Raw genomic sequence first — 14,840 nt, 5'->3', positions numbered from 1 at the left:
TTCTTGCGTGAATCCATTCTGGGGAATTTTTGAGTCCGGTTGGCCTCTCACGAAGCTTTCATATCGCTATTTGCAGGGTTGTCTTGCGCCCGGCCCCGAAGCGTATTCCAATATCGCTGATGGGACGTTGGAGAACAGCCATGCGCGGACTATCGGCGGAAGCCCGCTTGCATCTTTATGCGCGTTCCCTGTCCAAGCGAACCGGAAACGGGTTCCATGCGGCTGCGCTGTACGGCGCGTTCGCGCTCATCGCGGCCGTGGTGTTTGGCTCCCTGTCGATTCACCCGTTCTGACGTAGATCGGCTAATTCGCTTTCTTGAACGGTGCCACGTCAATGCCGGCATTCTTCAATGCCCGCCGAAGGTCGCGGGCGATATCGACCGCGCCCGGCGTGTCGCCATGAATGCACACGGTGTCGGTGCGCATCTTTATCACTTTTCCTGTGACTGAAACGACAGCGCCGTCTTGCACCATCCGCACCACACGGTCGGCGATCTTGTTTGCGTCGTGCAGCACCGCGCCGGGCTTGCGGCGCGACACCAGCGAACCGTCGTCTTCGTAAGCGCGGTCGGCGAACACTTCGTGCACCATCGGCAAGTTGGCGGCTTCGCCGGCCTGCACCAGCTTCGAATTGGCGAGCACGACGAACACCAGATTGGGATCGACTGCCTTGATGGCGGAGGCGATGGCCTTCGCGGTCATGTCGTCCTCGCAGGCGACGTTCGACAGCGCGCCGTGCGCCTTGACGTGGGTGACCTTGTGGCCGGCCGCAATCGCGATCGCCTGCAGCGCACCGATCTGGTAGGCGACGAGGTTCTCGATTTCGGATGGCTTCATGCCTGGAAAAGGCCGGCGGCCGAACCCGTGCAAATCGCGGTAGCCGGGGTGGGCGCCGATCGAGACGCCGCGCGCCTTCGCAAGCTCCACGGTCTTGCGCATGATGTCGGCATCGCCGGCATGATAGCCGCAGGCGATGTTGACGGAGGTGGCGAGTTCGATCATGGCGGCGTCATTGCCCATTTCCCATGGCCCGAAACTTTCGCCGAGATCGCAATTGAGATCGATGGTGGTCATGTCTGTCCCCTTGCGCGAGTGGATCTTCCGTTAGTCGCTTCAGTTATTCTTGTCAGTTATTCTTGCGCCAGCGCGTCCGCGGAAGGCGCCTGCCAGGTTCGGGCGTCGACCGCGCTGACGGCGCTGCCCGCGACGTTAGCATCTCTGAGGGCCTCGATGTTGAGATCGAAATTATCGATGGCGCGGAGCCGGTCGGGCAGGGTGCGCAGCAGTTTCGCAAACTTCCGCGCCTCGCCTTGCGCCTCCGCCATGCTCACGGCCTTGAACCGAAAGCCTTTGCCGGCTGGAGTCTGCGCGAACCGCCCGAGATCGGCCGTGATCAAGGTCGCGATCTTGGGATAGCCACCGCTGGTGCCGCGGTCCGGCATCAGCACGATCGGCGCACCGTTGCCGGGCACCTGGATACTGCCGTTCACCGTGCCGTCGGAGACGATGTTGTGGCCGTGCAGATGTTTGATCGCCGGACCTTCCAGGCGATAACCCATGCGATCGCTGGTCGCCGAGATCTTCCATTCGCTGTCCAGAAAGAGGGCCCTGGCTTCCTCGCCGAATTCATCGTCCTGCGGACCCCACACCACGCGGATCGGACCGTCCGCGACGGTGGGAAGCTCAATCCGCCGCTCAGTGGCTCCTCTGGCAGCCTGCGTCTGCAATTCGTCGCCGGCCTGAAGCGGACGCGGGTAGGGGCTGCCGAGGCCGGCGCGGGCATTCACCGCGAGGCTGCCGAACATCGCCTCGCCCGCGATGCCGCCTTCGATCGCGAGATAGCTGAACGCACCGCCGCGGGCAAAACCCAGCGTCAGGGTTTCGCCGTCCGAAAGCGTCATGGATGTATCCGAGGCGACCGTGCGGCCCGCGATGTCGGCGCCGCGCGGCGCTCCCGAGAGCGCAACCCGCACCGCGCCTTCGCGGGCCGTAAAGGCGGCGCCGAAGGGACCAATTTCGATCGCGGCGGCGAAGGCCGCGTTTCCGGCCAGCGTATTGGCGGCAACGAGCGCGAGCGGGTCCATCGCGCCGCTCGGCGTCAGGCCGTAGCGCTGGGCGCCGTGGCGGCCGCCGTCCTGCACCGAACTCGCCGGTCCGATGGTTGAAACAACAAGTCTGCTCATGACGCCATCAACTCGGCGACGATCTCGCCGCCCGCCGCGGCGCGGTCTTGTTCGGCAAATGTCTTGACGTCCACGGGAGAGAATTTCACGCGGTCGCCGGGCTCCAGCAGGAAGATCGGATCGCGATGCAGCAAATAGGTCCTCACCGCGGTCCGTCCCAGGAGATGCCAGCCGCTGGGACCGGCCAGGCATTGCACGCCGGTCTGCACGCCGCCGATCGAGATCGTGCCGGCTGGGGTCAACAGCCGCGGATTTTGCCGGCGTGGCATATGCAGGAACTTCTCGAGCCCGCTGAGATAGGACCAGCCGGGCGTGAAGCCGATCATGGCGACGCGGTAGTCGCCGGCGACGTGCCGCGCCACGATATCGTCCGGGGTGGTCCGAAGCGCCTTGGCGACATCCTCCAGATCGATGCCGTGCTCGCCGCCATAGACGACAGGGATGCGCCAGCGCCGCGTCTTGGTCGCCGGCGGAACCGGCCGCTGCGCGAGCGCGACAAGCTGCTCGCCGAGCGTATCGAAATCGATCGCTCCGGGATCGTAATGCACCAGCAGCGACCGATAGGTCGGCACCGTCTCTGTGACACCCGCGACCGGCTCATTCGCCAGCGTACGGTCGAGCGCCAATACCCGCTGGTTGGCGGCATCGTCGATGTTGCGGCTGAATTCGACCGTGATGGCGCTGTCGCCACTTGGCAGAATACGGGGCGGGGAGAGCGTCGCGGCCATGGCTTGCCACACTAGCCGGTTTTGCTTCGAAGTGGAATTCGTCTGAACCAAATGGGCCTGCAAGTTCAATAAATTAATCGACATGCCGGCGATAAATTGGGCTGATGCGCAATTGCAATGCAGCCCGTCGGGCCAGGCCCGGCAACGCCTCTTGACGCGATGCCCGCGCCCCGCAAGATGCGCCGGCCCGACCATTCCCCTTAAGCGGAGTTCTGTTTTCGATGTCCCTGACCCCAGAAGCGATCAAGACGTTGTCCGGTGTAACTACCGCCACCATCACCACGGTCCTGCTCAAAAAGGGCCTGCGAAACGTCTGGATGCGGGGCGCGCGGCCGCTGCGGCCGGGACAGAAGCGGCTGGTCGGGCAGGCCTTCACGCTGCGCTTCGTGCCGGCGCGCGAGGATCTGGCGACGCCGGAATCCTGGTCGTCGCCGATTTCGACGAGGACCGCGATCGAGGCCATGCCGGAGGGCTGCATCGCCGTGGTCGACGCCATGGGCATCACCGACGCCGGCATCTTCGGCGACATTCTGTGCGCGCGCATGGTCAAGCGCGGGGTGGCCGCTTTGGTAACCGATGGCGTGGTGCGCGATCTCGAAGGCGTGCTCGGCACCGGGCTGCCGGTGTGGTGCGACGGTTATGCGGCGCCGCCGTCGGTCGCCGGACTGACCTTCGTCGGCTGGGGCGAACCGATCGGCTGCGGCGGCGTCGCGATCTTCCCGAACGACGTCATCGTCGCCGATCAGGATGGCGCCGTGGTGATCCCGCAGGCGTTCCTCGATCTGGTTCTGGCCGAAGGCGCCGAACAGGAGCGCATGGAGGCCTGGATCGTCGACGAGGTGAAGGCCGGCGCGGTGCTGCCGGGTCTCTATCCCATGAATGCCGAGACCAAGGCGCGCTACGCGGCGTCGAAAAAATAATCAGGACGTAAGCGAAACAGCGTCCGTCACAGCAGGAGGAACTCCATGGATATCCATCTCGCAGGCTCGCGGCCGACCCGCCGGGCGCCTAAGGAATATTTCACCGGCACAGTCCTGCAGGATCCGATCGTCGCGGCCACGGCGCCGGCGCGCCTGGTCGCGAACCGGGTGGCGTTCGAACCGGGAGCGCGGACGAATTGGCATTCGCACCCGCTCGGCCAGACGCTGTACGTCATCTTGGGCGTCGGCCGGGTTCAGACCCACGGCGAACCGGTGCGCGAAATCCGGCCCGGCGACGTCGTCTGGATTCCGCCGGGGGAAAAGCACTGGCATGGCGGGGCGCCGACCACCGGCATGGTCCACATCGCGATGCAGGAATCGCTGGACGGAAATTACGCAGACTGGATGGAGCCCGTTACCGACGCGGAATATTCGGCGAAGGTTGGGTAGTAGCGCCGCTTGCCTCGGCCACGGCGTTTCTCGTGTGAAAGCCTGCCCCGCACTCGATGCGAGGTGGATACACCGGTTCGCCCAAAGAAAACACGTCAAGCATGAGATAGAGAGAGCTTCGGTTCCAATCCCATCAGAACTGAAGTCTCAGTTCACGCGGCTCCAGGTCTGGCCGCCGCAGAACATGCCGCCGAAGGCGCAGCCCTGAACGCGAAGCGTATCAGGCCCCTTCAGCGCGATCGTCGAATCATACGTGCTGCCGGAATTGGGATCGAGAATTCGGCCACTCCATTTGGAGTCCTTGCCGGGCTTCATGTTGATCAGGACCTGCTCGCCGTTCTGGTTCGAATTGGAATCGACGGAATAGCCGCAGAGGTTGGCGCCGCATTGCTCGATCCTGACCCTGCCTTCCTTTTCTTCGGTCAGCCACACGCCGAGCGGCGAATTGGCCGCTTGAACCGCTGATGCCGGCGGCGTTGGTGCCGGCGCGGTCGTGGCGACCATCTCGGGGGCTGCCGGTCTGGCGGCGGGAGCGGCGTCCTGCTGAACCTGGGGCGCGGGTGCACTGGCCGCAGGTTGCATGGCCTGGGGAGCGGTCGTCGTGGAGGTATCTGCAGGTGTGACGGTCGCCGTGGCCGTTGAGGCCGGGCCTTGCGTGTTCGTTGGCGCAGGCGCCTGTTCGGTCGCGGCCGGGTCCGCGGCGGGCGCCTGCGGATCGACCTTGGCCTGCTGCGGGGTCTGCTTGCGCGGGCGATCGCCGTCCTGATCGCTATGCGAGCGCTTGGTTCGCCGTCCAGTGTTGTCGTAGACGCCCGGAATCGAAACCGTACCGCGATCCGGATCGATGCGAATCGTGCGCCCGCCATATTCGAAGCTGTACTGAGCCTGCGCAGCGGTGCTCGCCAGCAGAAACGCGGCGATAGCAAGCAGCTTCTTCATCATGACCTCCTGAGCAGGTGGAATCCCTATCCGACCTTACGCTTTGGCAATCCGACGCAACGTGACCTACATCACTTTCAGAATATGAGTCGTCGATTAGCGATTTTGGTTCAACGGCTTCGCAGCCCAGTCTAATGGAGGGCCGCAAATGCGGTCAATTGCTGGAGAAAAGTCGATTTATTCAAACCAGGCGGCGTAGATCTTGCTGAAACTGCCATCTTCCATGGCGATGTGCAGCCACTGGTCGACGAAGGCGTTCAGCGCGGGGTCGCGCTGCATCCAATAGGCCTTTTCGGCGAAATCGAACGGCTTGTCCGGATGCAGCGCGCAGAGCACGCCGGGGTGAAGCTTCTGCTGATACCGGGTCTCCGACGCGTCGGTCATCATGAGGTCCGCGTCGCCCTTGGCGATCTCGTCGAAGATCGTGACGTTGTCATTCCAGACTTTGATTTCGGCGTTCCTGACGTTGGCCCTGGCAAAGCGTTCGTTGGTGCCGCCGGGATTGACGATAACGCGCGTGCCGGGCTTGTCGATCTCGGCGATGGTCTCGTATTTGGTCTTGTCGGCGCAGCGCGCGATCGGCGTCTTGCCCTCGCGCATGATAGGCGTGGAGAACAGGCCCTTCTTCTGCCGGTCGAGCGTGATCGAGACGCCGCCCATCGCGATATCGAAGTTGTCGGCTTCGAAATCCTTGGTCATTTGCGGCCAGGCGGTGTGGACATATTCGATCCTGACACCCAGCGCCTTGCCGAGCGCCTCCGCCATATCGACGTCGAACCCGCGGAACTTCGAGGTTTCCTTGTCCAGCGAACTGAACGGCAAATAGTCGCCGGTCAGACCCACGCGCAGGCTGCCCCGCTTGATGATGTCGTCGAGGCGGGAGGCTTGCTGGGCCTGTGCCGAGGCCGCCAGCAACAGCAAGGCAGCGGTAAGACAGGACAGAATTCGAACCATCGCGAATGCTCCGGATACACTAGGCGGCATCGGAGGAATCCGCGGGCCACAGCGTGCGTTTCCGCATCATATCGCGGCAATGCCCGGTTTCAAAACCGCACCGTCGGCCGCAAGGCCATGCCTCGTTGCGAAAGGTGGGGGTTGACTGCTATTCCAATCCCCACGGGCTTCGCGGCGGGAAGAGGATCGCAAGGTGAGCATTTCACTGCACCAGTTGTCAGTTGATGTCTTTACGCAGTTTCTTGGCAACCTGTCCGATCTGCTTGACCACGCTGCCGCTTACGCCGAGGCGAAAAAGATCGATCCCGCGATTCTGCTCGATGCGCGGCTCGCCCCTACGATGTACAATCTCACGCGTCAGGTGGGGGAAGCCAACCGCCATGCGGTTCTTGCCTGTGCGCTGCTGGCCAGCGTGGAGCCGCCGGTATTTCCGGATACCCAGCCAGACATTGCCGAATTGAAGGCGCGCATCGCGACCGTGGTCGTCTTCATGCGAGGGCTGCAGCCGGCGGCGATCGACGAAGCCGGCGACAGGAAAGTGGTCTTCACCTTCAAAAACGGCGCGACACGGGAGTTCACCGGCCATTCGCTGCTGCTGACGTTCAGCGTCCCGCAGTTCTTCTTCCACGTTACGACGGCCTACGACATCCTGCGCCATTGCGGCGTCGATCTCGCCAAGAAGGATTTTCTGGGAACGCCGAAATAATTCCCGGATAGCCGATAATCCGTTCGGGGTGACCAGCGCTAGATATCGTCGTCCTTGCGGACCAGGTTCGCCGCCGCGCTGCGGCCGGTCATTTCGCTTCTGAGCGCCTCAAAGCGCTGCCGCGCTTCGCTCTCGCGCTCGTTCACGAGCTTCACGGCGCCATCTCCCGACATCGGGCCGGTGACCACGGCCGCGGAGTTTTCGCCGATGGTCTCGTCGACGTAATATTCGTCATCGCCGGCTCGGCGCACCGTCCATTTGAAACGGATCGCCGCCATAGGGCCGGGACCAAGCCTGGAATAGCCATCGGCCGCGCTTTGCTCGGGCGCGATCGACGTATCGTCGGTCGCGGATTTTTCCGGCCCGCGGTGAGATTCCGGGTGATCGAGAATGCTGGCGATGGCTGCCAGCGCGTTATCGGTCGGATCGCTTTGGGTCAAATTCCCGCCTCCAAAAAAATACGCAACAGACCGGCAAAAATGAACGCCGGGTCTTGCAACAATATTCTATCCGTCGCTGCCGAATAAGGCCGAGTTTGGTCGATTTAGGCGCAAATGGGCGGTAATCTAGTCTTCCAGGGGCGCTCCTGTTCGAACTGCCCCGCCAGGCGCAGCAACGTTGCCTCATCGCCGAATCGCGCCGAGAACATCATGCCGAGGGGGAGTCCGGCGCGGTTCCACGCCAGCGGGACCGACATCGCCGGCTGGCCGGACATATTGAACATGGCGGTTGCCGGCATATAGCGCCGCAAGATGGGACCAATATCCGACAAGTCCTGCGCCATGGTGTCGAGTTCGCCGATCCGCAAAGGTGGTGCGCAAAGCGTCGGGCACAGCAGCACGTCGCAGTTCTCGAAGAACGTCGCGAGCGCACGTGAGATCTGGAACGCGCTGAGTTGCGCGGCCACGTAGTCGGTCGCGGTCTGCTTTTGCGCGTTGTAGGCGCTTGCCAGCGTCAGCGTCTCGAAATCGCGGTCGGTCATGGCGCGGCCAAAACGAGCCTCCGCCATCCGCACACTCAAGCCGGTGTTGGCCGAGACGATAGTCGCCATCACCATGGATGGATCGGCAGCGAGCACTGGCGCGCGTTCCTCGACATGATGGCCGAGGCCCGAAAGCAGGGCCGCGATTTCCCGCGTCGCGGCCGCGATCTCGGGGTCGATGGCGTCGCCATAGGGCGACTTGTCGGTAAATGCGATACGCAGGCGGCCGGGATCGCGCCCGACTTCATCGAGGAACGGCCGCTCTGGCCGTGGCGCGACATAGGGGCTCGACGGCTCCGGCCCGTGGACCGCGTCGAGCATCGCCGCGCTGTCGCGCACGCTGATGCTCACGACATGGCCGCAGGAAAAGCCGCCCCAGCCTTCGCCACGGTCCGGGCCGAGCGGATTGCGGGCGCGGGTCGGCTTCAATCCGAACACGCCGGAAGCGGATGCCGGAATCCGGATCGAGCCGCCGCCGTCACTGGCGTGCGCGACGGGCAGAATGCGCGCCGCCACGGCCGCGGCCGCGCCGCCCGACGACCCGCCCGAGGAGTGCGCGGGATTCCAGGGATTGCGGGTCGGACCATGCAGGCGCGACTCCGTGGTCGGCATGAGGCCGAATTCCGGACTGGCGCTCTTGCCGAAGATGGTGACGCCGGCCCTGAGGAACCGTCCGGCCAGGGTACCGGTGTGGTCGGCGACATCGTCCTTGTAGATGCTGGCGCCGAAAGTGGTTCGCGTGCCCTCGAGCAGATCGAGATCCTTCAGCAAAAACGGCACGCCGGTGAAGGGACCGTCCGGAAGTCCCTTTTCGATTTGCCGCTCCGCATAATCATAGTGCTTTACGACCACCGCATTGATCTGCGGATCGACCTTGGCGGTGCGGGCGACGGCTTCGTCCAGCAATTCCCCAGGACTGACCTGCTTGTTGCGGACGAGTTCGGCGAGCCCGACCGCGTCGTAATTGCCATATTCCTTGAAAGCCATATTCGTACCTGCCGCCCCGAAGCCCCGAAGCCGGCGAAGTTAGCGGCGAAAACTCAAAAAGCAATCAGCCGAGCACGTCCTGATTGATGACGTTCTGCCTGATCGGCTCGCCGTCGAGCGCGCTAAGGATGTTGCGCGCGGTCTGCTCGCTCATCCGGTCGACCGCCTCCCGCGTGACGCCGGCGACATGCGGAGCCATGATCACGTTGGGGAGTTCGAACAGGGAGTGGCCCGCCGGCGGCGGCTCCTGCTCGAACACGTCGAGGCCCGCGCCCGCCAGTTGCCCCGACACCAGCGCTTCGTAGAGCGCTTTCTCGTCGACGATCCCGCCGCGCGCGGTGTTGATTAGATAGGCGGTGGGTTTCATGCGCTTCAATCGCGCCGCATTGAACATCCCGACCGTCTCCGGCGTCTTCGGGCAGTGGATGCTGACGAAGTCGGCGCGCGGCAGCGCCGCGTCGAGATCGCCGATCCCCTCGCAGCCCGCCGCCTTGATCTCGGCGGCAGATTTGTAGGGATCGTAGATCAGGACGTTCATTTCCATGGCAAGACAGCGCTTGGCGGTGCGGGTGCCAATGCGGCCGAAGCCGATGATCAGCACCGTCTTGCCGAAGAGATCGTAGGGCAGCATGCCCAAACGATGCGCCCATTTGCCGTTCTTGACGATCGAATGCATTTCCACGGCGCGCTTGGCCAGCGTCAGCATCATGAACAGCGCCTGCTCGGCGACCGACGGCGAATTGGCGGCGCCCGCCACCATCAGCGGGATCTTGCGGCGGCTCAGGGCAGGGACGTCGACGGCGTCGTAGCCGACGCCGATCCGGGTCACCACCTTCATGTCCCTGGAAGCCTCGAGTTCGGGTTCACCGAAACGAGTGGCGCCGAGCGCCACGCCATGGACCGGCGCCTGCTCCCGCAGCAGGGCCTCGAAATCCCTGGCCGAGATCATGTTGGGGAATTCAACGAGTTCGATGTCGTCCCGCGCCTTCAACAGAACCCGCCCTTGCTGCGACATCGATTCGGTGACGAAAATTTTCTTCTTGTTGGTCGTCATTCAGTCCTGCCCAGCCCCTGGCTTTTCTTGTTGTGCGGCCGTCAAAGGACGACGCCGGTGCCCTCGTTTAGCAGGTGCATATTGTTGAGGTCTACTGCCAATCGAAGCGGGCCGCCGTCGCGTGCACCGGCATTGGGATTGACCCGCCCGCAGATCTGCGCGCCTTCGAGCGTGAAATAGATCAGCGTCTCCATCCCCATCGGCTCGGTGACATCCAGTACCGCGTCGAAGGCTTCCACCCCGGGCTCGGGATGCATTTTGGCTTCGCTGATATGCTCCGGCCGCAGGCCCAGCAGCAATTTCTCGTTTCGCGCAATGTTCTGATATCGCGCCGCGCGAGCCGGCGGCAGCGGGAACGCGATCCGGTCGGTCAGGCGGATGTTCAGTTTGCCGCCGGCCTCTTCGAGCCGGCAGGGGACGAAATTCATCGCCGGCGAGCCGATGAAGCCGGCCACAAAGCGCGTCGCCGGGTGGTGATATAGATCGTTGGGCGTTCCGATCTGCTCGATGCGGCCATGGTTCATCACCACGACCCGGTCGGCGAGCGTCATCGCCTCGACCTGGTCGTGGGTGACATAGACCGTCGTGGTGCGGACCTTCTGGTGCACCTTCTTGATCTCGATCCGCATCTGGACGCGAAGCTTGGCGTCGAGGTTGGATAGCGGTTCGTCAAACAGAAACACTTTCGGGTTGCGTACGATGGCGCGCCCCATCGCCACCCGCTGGCGCTGGCCGCCGGACAACTGCTTCGGCTTGCGGTCGATCAGGTCGGTGATGTCGAGCATGCGGGCGGCTTCGGTGACCCGGCTCGTGATCTCGGCTTTCGGATAATGCTTCAGCCGCAGGCCGAACGACATGTTCTCCGCGACCGTCATATGCGGATAAAGTGCGTAGTTCTGGAACACCATGGCGATGTCGCGGTCCTTCGGCGGCACGTCGTTAACGACGTCGCCGCCGATCATGATGTCGCCGTCGGTGATGTCCTCGAGCCCTGCGATCATTCGCAGCGTGGTCGACTTGCCGCAACCAGACGGCCCGACCAGCACCACGAACTCATGGTCGGCAATGTCGAGATCGATGCCGCGCACCGCCTCTACCTCGTCGTAGCGCTTGATAACCTTACGCAACGTCACGTCAGCCATGAGCATCAACCCTTTGTGGCGCCGGCAGTCAGCCCGGCAATGTAGTAGTCCATCAGGAATGCGTAGATGATGAGAGGAGGTGCTGCGCCGAGCAAGGCGCCCGTCATGATCTGTCCCCAGTTGAAGACGTCGCCCTTGATCAAGGTGGTGATGATGCCGACGGGCAGCACCTGCTGATCGGTCGATGTCGTAAACACCAGGGGATAGAGGAATTGCGCCCAGGACACCGTGAAGGCGAAGATGGTGGCGGCGATCAGGCCCGGCAGCGCCACCGGAATGAAGATCCGCGTCAGGGTTTGGAACCAAGACGCGCCATCGATGATGGCGGCCTCGTCGAGCTCCTTCGGGATCGAGGCGAAATAGCCGATCATGATCCAGGTGCAGAATGGCACCGTGAGGGTGGGATAGATGAACAACAGGACGTACCACCTGTTGATCAGCTGGATTCCGGTCCAGTCGCCGATGACGGCGAACATCTTGAACAGCGGAATGAACAGCAGGCTGTCGGGAATGAGGTAAGTGAGGAAAACGCCGGTCGCCAGCGTCGCCGAGCCCCAAAACCGCATCCTGGCCAGCGCGAACGCGGCCGGCACACTGATCAGCATCGTGATGGTCACGACGAAGATCGAAACCATCGCGGAGTTCAGGAAGAACCGCAAATACTGGTTCGACGTCAGCAGTTCGGCGTAGTTGGACAGGGTCGGATGGAACACCCACCACGGATTGGTCGCCGCCGAAATCTCCGCGCTGCCCTTGAGCGAGGTGATCAGCATGTAGAGCGGCGGCACCAGCGAGAAGATCGCAAACAGCGTGAGAAAGAAGTAGGACCACCGCAGCGCCCAGGTGCGGTCGCGGCTCATGCTGCCATATTTCACGTTACGGGAGGGCGCGGCCTTGTCGATTACGATTGTGCTTGTCATCAGGCTTCGTTCCCGCGTTTGTTGACATCGCGCAGGATGAAGATCGCCGCGACGGCGAGGATCGGCACCATGAACAGCGAGACGCTGGCGCCGAGCGGGATGTCGCTGCCCTCGATGCCTACCCGGAAAGCCCAGGTCGCGAAGATATGGGTGTGATCGAGCGGCCCGCCGGCGGTCAGAATTCGCACGATGTCGAAATTGGCGAAGGTGACGATGAGGGAGAACAGCGTGGTGATTGCGATGATGTTGCGCATCATCGGCAAGGTCACGTACCAGATGCGCTGCCACCAGTTGGCGCCGTCGATCGCGGCGGCCTCATAGAGCTGTTCGGGCACCGATTTCAGCGAGGCCAGGTACATGATCATGAAGAACGGCGCGCCGTACCAGATGTTGACCAGAATGACCGAGAAGCGGGCCCAGCCGGGGTCGCCGGTCCAGGGGATCGGTCCGATGCCGAAAAATGACAGGGTATAGTTGAAGGCACTGTAGGAGGGATCGAACAGCCACAGCCACGCCAGCGTGCTCATCGCCGGCGGAATCACCCACGGCACCAGCAGCATGCCGCGCCACTTGCGCTGGCCCTTGGCGGGAATGTTGTGAACGAAATGCGCGACGATGAAACCGATCAGCGCCTTGAAGACGACGGCCGTGATGGCGAAGATGCAGGACTGCTTCACCACCAGCCAGAAGGTGTCGCGCTTGAACAGGAATTCGAAATTGCCGAGGCCGACGAAGCGCTGCATCGACTTGTTCAGCGTCGCCAGATGCAGCGAATAGAACGCCGGGTATAGCACCAGAATTACGATCAACAATATCAGCGGCAGCGTCATCAGGAATGCCGCAGTCGATTTCCGCTTCAGCGCAGTGTGCAAACTGGAGCGCTTGTGCGTGCCCGCAACGCGGGTAACACTTGTCGGCTGAAATGCGACATCAACCATGAGCATCTTCCTCGCGGGTTTGATCTCAGGTCGAGTAGCCGGTGGTCATGCCGGCTCCCGCTCTTCTTATGTGATATGGCGGATCCGCTGCAGCGGCCGGCGATTGGCACGGACGCTGCAGCGAACTCCTTGATCCTCAGCTCCGCATGAAGCCTTCGCACTCGCCTTCCGCCCAGGCCAGCGTGTTTTCCATCGCTTCGCCCTGGTAATAACGGAGGCACATCTTGGTCAGCGTTGCCTGCGCGTAGATCTGCTGCGCCACCTTGGGCGGCGCCGGCGAAGCCGCGATCGACAGCTTCTGATGGTTGTACGGATTGGGGTAGTGATAGAGGGTACCCTTCGGCGGCTCTGCCTCCGCCCAGGTCTTCAGTGTGGTCAGCTTTTCGAACGCGGGCAGGTCATAGCCGCCGCTGGCCTCAACCAGTTTCTCGATCGATGAAGGTTTCGAGAGGTGCACGAGCAAGCTCTTTGCGGCTTCCTTGTTCTTGGAGAAATTCCATATCGTCCAAAAATTGGGCAGGAACGGTGCGAAACGGCCCTTTGGCCCGGAGGGGAAGCCGTGCGTCCAGCACTGCTCGGCGACCAGCGGCGCGTCGCGCTTGGCCACCGCCCACGCGCTCGGCGGATTCATGATCATCGCGCCCTTGCCGGAGATCAGCCACTTGTTGTTTGAGGCGTCGTCCCAGGCCGCCACATCCGGCGGCAGGAAGGCAATCAGCTTCTTGTAGAATTCCAGCGCCTGCCGCACCTCGTCCGTCTTGACCGTCACGTTGCCCTTGGCATCGACGAGCCTGGCACCGAACGACTCGAAGATCGCGCCGGCGGTATCGACCGAGTCAGTGGTCTCGCCGAGTCCGATGCCGAAGGGAAAGCCGCCCTTGTGGCAGGCTTCAGCCGCCTTGAGGAAGGTATCCAATGTCCAATTGTCCGCTTTGGGCTCCGCGCCCGCCGGATACATCGCCTGCACGTCGATGTTGGCGTATTTCTTCATCAGGTCGATGCGGGAGCAGGGACCCTTGATCTGGCTGCCGATGCAGGAGGGAACGCCCATCCACTTGCCGTCCAACTGGCCGAGATAGGTGACGGTGCCGTTCACGGCGCCGTTCTCCCTGATAATCGGGTCCATGATGTCGTTCACGGGCTCCAGCAGGTCAGAATTGGCGTGCGGCCACCAGGTCGGCATCCTGAGGATATCGTGGCCTGACTTCGCTTGCGCTTCGGCTGCGATGGTCAAGAGGTCCTTGTTGCCCTGGCTCGTGATGTAGTCGATGGAAACCTCGACCTTTTCCTTGGCAGCCCACTCGTTGACGAGGTCGGTGGAGGCCTTGTTGGCGTTGGGCACCCAATGATCCCAGAAGCCCATCGTCAGTTTGCCGGCCGCATACGCGCCCCGAACATAGGGCGCGGTGATAAGTGCCGCGGACGTCAGCGCGGTAGCCGTTACGAATTGCCGTCGAGAAAGCTTCCTCCGTGACATGGCGTTCCCTCCCTGGTGAGCCAATCGTGGTGAGGCAATAATGTGATTGTTGTTCTTATTTCTTCGTCTGGCCCGGTGCCGAAAATTGCGGGGTCGCGAAGATTTCGCTGCGACGATCAGATCAGAATTGCCGGCGTCTGTCGAGAAATCAGCGGGTGCGGGACTCTAGAACTAACGTTGAGTCCGGGAGCGGCGGCGGCGGTTCCCGGGCGTGATGCATCCATGAGGCGGCAATTCGAATATTGCGGCGCACACATCGATGTCGGCTGGCGATGAATCGGCTAGCAGTGAAGATGGCTGCGCGATACCGCCGCAGTCCTGTTTAGAGTTTCGCGTAACTGGCTCTCGCGGCAACATTTTCCCCTGTGCGGCGAGGGCGGGGCACGGTGGACTCGTGCGGTCCGAAAACGATAGTGTCGAGATAGGGTGGCAGGATTCTTGTCACCTTCCGAAAGCTTCG

At 62.7% G+C, this 14,840-nt stretch carries 16 protein-coding genes; 4 read left to right on the top strand and 12 right to left on the bottom strand.

Translation table 11 applies throughout. The annotated features are described in order from the left end of the window. The first annotated feature begins 140 nt into the window (after positions 1-140). A complete protein-coding gene (locus tag B5525_RS45585) occupies positions 141-293 on the top strand; it encodes a hypothetical protein (RefSeq protein ID WP_172900015.1) in 153 nt (50 codons plus the stop codon). 10 nt (positions 294-303) lie between these two features. Here the strand turns inward: B5525_RS45585 and B5525_RS31560 are convergent, their stop codons facing one another. Genes B5525_RS31560 through pxpB form a run of 3 tightly spaced genes read right to left on the bottom strand, consistent with a single transcriptional unit; the run spans position 304 to position 2,911 of the window. Beyond that, on the bottom strand, positions 304-1,074 hold the full coding sequence (locus B5525_RS31560; protein ID WP_079569562.1) for a LamB/YcsF family protein: 771 nt from the start codon (positions 1,072-1,074) through the stop codon (positions 304-306). Positions 1,075-1,130: 56 nt separating this feature from the next. After that, positions 1,131-2,183: a biotin-dependent carboxyltransferase family protein gene (locus tag B5525_RS31555; RefSeq protein ID WP_079569560.1), complete on the bottom strand. Its 1,053-nt coding sequence runs from the start codon at positions 2,181-2,183 to the stop codon at positions 1,131-1,133. Continuing rightward, complete coding sequence (pxpB, locus tag B5525_RS31550; protein ID WP_079569559.1) at positions 2,180-2,911, bottom strand: 5-oxoprolinase subunit PxpB; 732 nt, start codon at positions 2,909-2,911, stop codon at positions 2,180-2,182. The genes B5525_RS31555 and pxpB overlap by 4 nt, the downstream gene beginning before the upstream one ends. A gap of 221 nt (positions 2,912-3,132) precedes the next feature. On the opposite strand from pxpB, the gene B5525_RS31545 reads away from it, so the two are divergent. Both B5525_RS31545 and B5525_RS31540 read left to right on the top strand, forming a co-directional pair. After that, on the top strand, positions 3,133-3,831 hold the full coding sequence (locus tag B5525_RS31545; RefSeq protein ID WP_079569557.1) for a ribonuclease activity regulator RraA: 699 nt from the start codon (positions 3,133-3,135) through the stop codon (positions 3,829-3,831). Positions 3,832-3,876: 45 nt separating this feature from the next. Next, a complete protein-coding gene (locus B5525_RS31540; protein ID WP_079569556.1) occupies positions 3,877-4,281 on the top strand; it encodes a (R)-mandelonitrile lyase in 405 nt (134 codons plus the stop codon). Positions 4,282-4,428: 147 nt separating this feature from the next. Here the strand turns inward: B5525_RS31540 and B5525_RS31535 are convergent, their stop codons facing one another. Further along, positions 4,429-5,220: a DUF2147 domain-containing protein gene (locus B5525_RS31535; RefSeq protein ID WP_079574043.1), complete on the bottom strand. Its 792-nt coding sequence runs from the start codon at positions 5,218-5,220 to the stop codon at positions 4,429-4,431. 177 nt (positions 5,221-5,397) lie between these two features. Beyond that, a complete protein-coding gene (locus B5525_RS31530; RefSeq protein ID WP_244567656.1) occupies positions 5,398-6,174 on the bottom strand; it encodes a transporter substrate-binding domain-containing protein in 777 nt (258 codons plus the stop codon). Positions 6,175-6,367: 193 nt separating this feature from the next. On the opposite strand from B5525_RS31530, the gene B5525_RS31525 reads away from it, so the two are divergent. Then, positions 6,368-6,880 carry a DUF1993 domain-containing protein gene (locus tag B5525_RS31525; RefSeq protein WP_244567655.1) on the top strand — a complete coding sequence of 171 codons (513 nt, stop codon included), beginning with the start codon at positions 6,368-6,370 and terminating at the stop codon, positions 6,878-6,880. 38 nt (positions 6,881-6,918) lie between these two features. Here B5525_RS31525 and B5525_RS31520 read toward each other — a convergent pair whose 3' ends face one another. The 7 genes from B5525_RS31520 to B5525_RS31490 all read right to left on the bottom strand — a co-directional run bounded on the left by B5525_RS31520 (position 6,919) and on the right by B5525_RS31490 (position 14,380). Next, positions 6,919-7,320 (bottom strand): hypothetical protein, encoded by a 402-nt coding sequence (locus B5525_RS31520; RefSeq protein ID WP_079569553.1) that lies wholly within the window; start codon positions 7,318-7,320, stop codon positions 6,919-6,921. A gap of 104 nt (positions 7,321-7,424) precedes the next feature. Then, positions 7,425-8,849, bottom strand: coding sequence for an amidase (locus B5525_RS31515; RefSeq protein ID WP_079569551.1), 1,425 nt, complete (start codon positions 8,847-8,849; stop codon positions 7,425-7,427). Positions 8,850-8,913: 64 nt separating this feature from the next. After that, on the bottom strand, positions 8,914-9,903 hold the full coding sequence (locus tag B5525_RS31510) for a hydroxyacid dehydrogenase (protein WP_079569550.1): 990 nt from the start codon (positions 9,901-9,903) through the stop codon (positions 8,914-8,916). A 41-nt stretch (positions 9,904-9,944) separates the two neighbouring features. Further along, on the bottom strand, positions 9,945-11,045 hold the full coding sequence (locus B5525_RS31505) for an ABC transporter ATP-binding protein (RefSeq protein ID WP_079574039.1): 1,101 nt from the start codon (positions 11,043-11,045) through the stop codon (positions 9,945-9,947). Positions 11,046-11,050: 5 nt separating this feature from the next. Then, positions 11,051-11,965, bottom strand: coding sequence for a carbohydrate ABC transporter permease (locus B5525_RS31500; RefSeq protein WP_079569548.1), 915 nt, complete (start codon positions 11,963-11,965; stop codon positions 11,051-11,053). Further along, positions 11,965-12,903: a carbohydrate ABC transporter permease gene (locus B5525_RS31495; RefSeq protein ID WP_079574037.1), complete on the bottom strand. Its 939-nt coding sequence runs from the start codon at positions 12,901-12,903 to the stop codon at positions 11,965-11,967. The genes B5525_RS31500 and B5525_RS31495 overlap by 1 nt, the downstream gene beginning before the upstream one ends. Positions 12,904-13,039: 136 nt before the next feature. Continuing rightward, a complete protein-coding gene (locus tag B5525_RS31490) occupies positions 13,040-14,380 on the bottom strand; it encodes an ABC transporter substrate-binding protein (protein ID WP_079569547.1) in 1,341 nt (446 codons plus the stop codon). Positions 14,381-14,840: the final 460 nt, after the last annotated feature.

Origin of the sequence: Bradyrhizobium erythrophlei (genome assembly GCF_900129505.1) — a bacterium.
Lineage (GTDB): Bacteria > Pseudomonadota > Alphaproteobacteria > Rhizobiales > Xanthobacteraceae > Bradyrhizobium > Bradyrhizobium erythrophlei_D.
The sequence above is the reverse complement of the archived record's forward strand: the minus strand, read 5'-3'. Positions and strand labels throughout refer to the sequence as shown.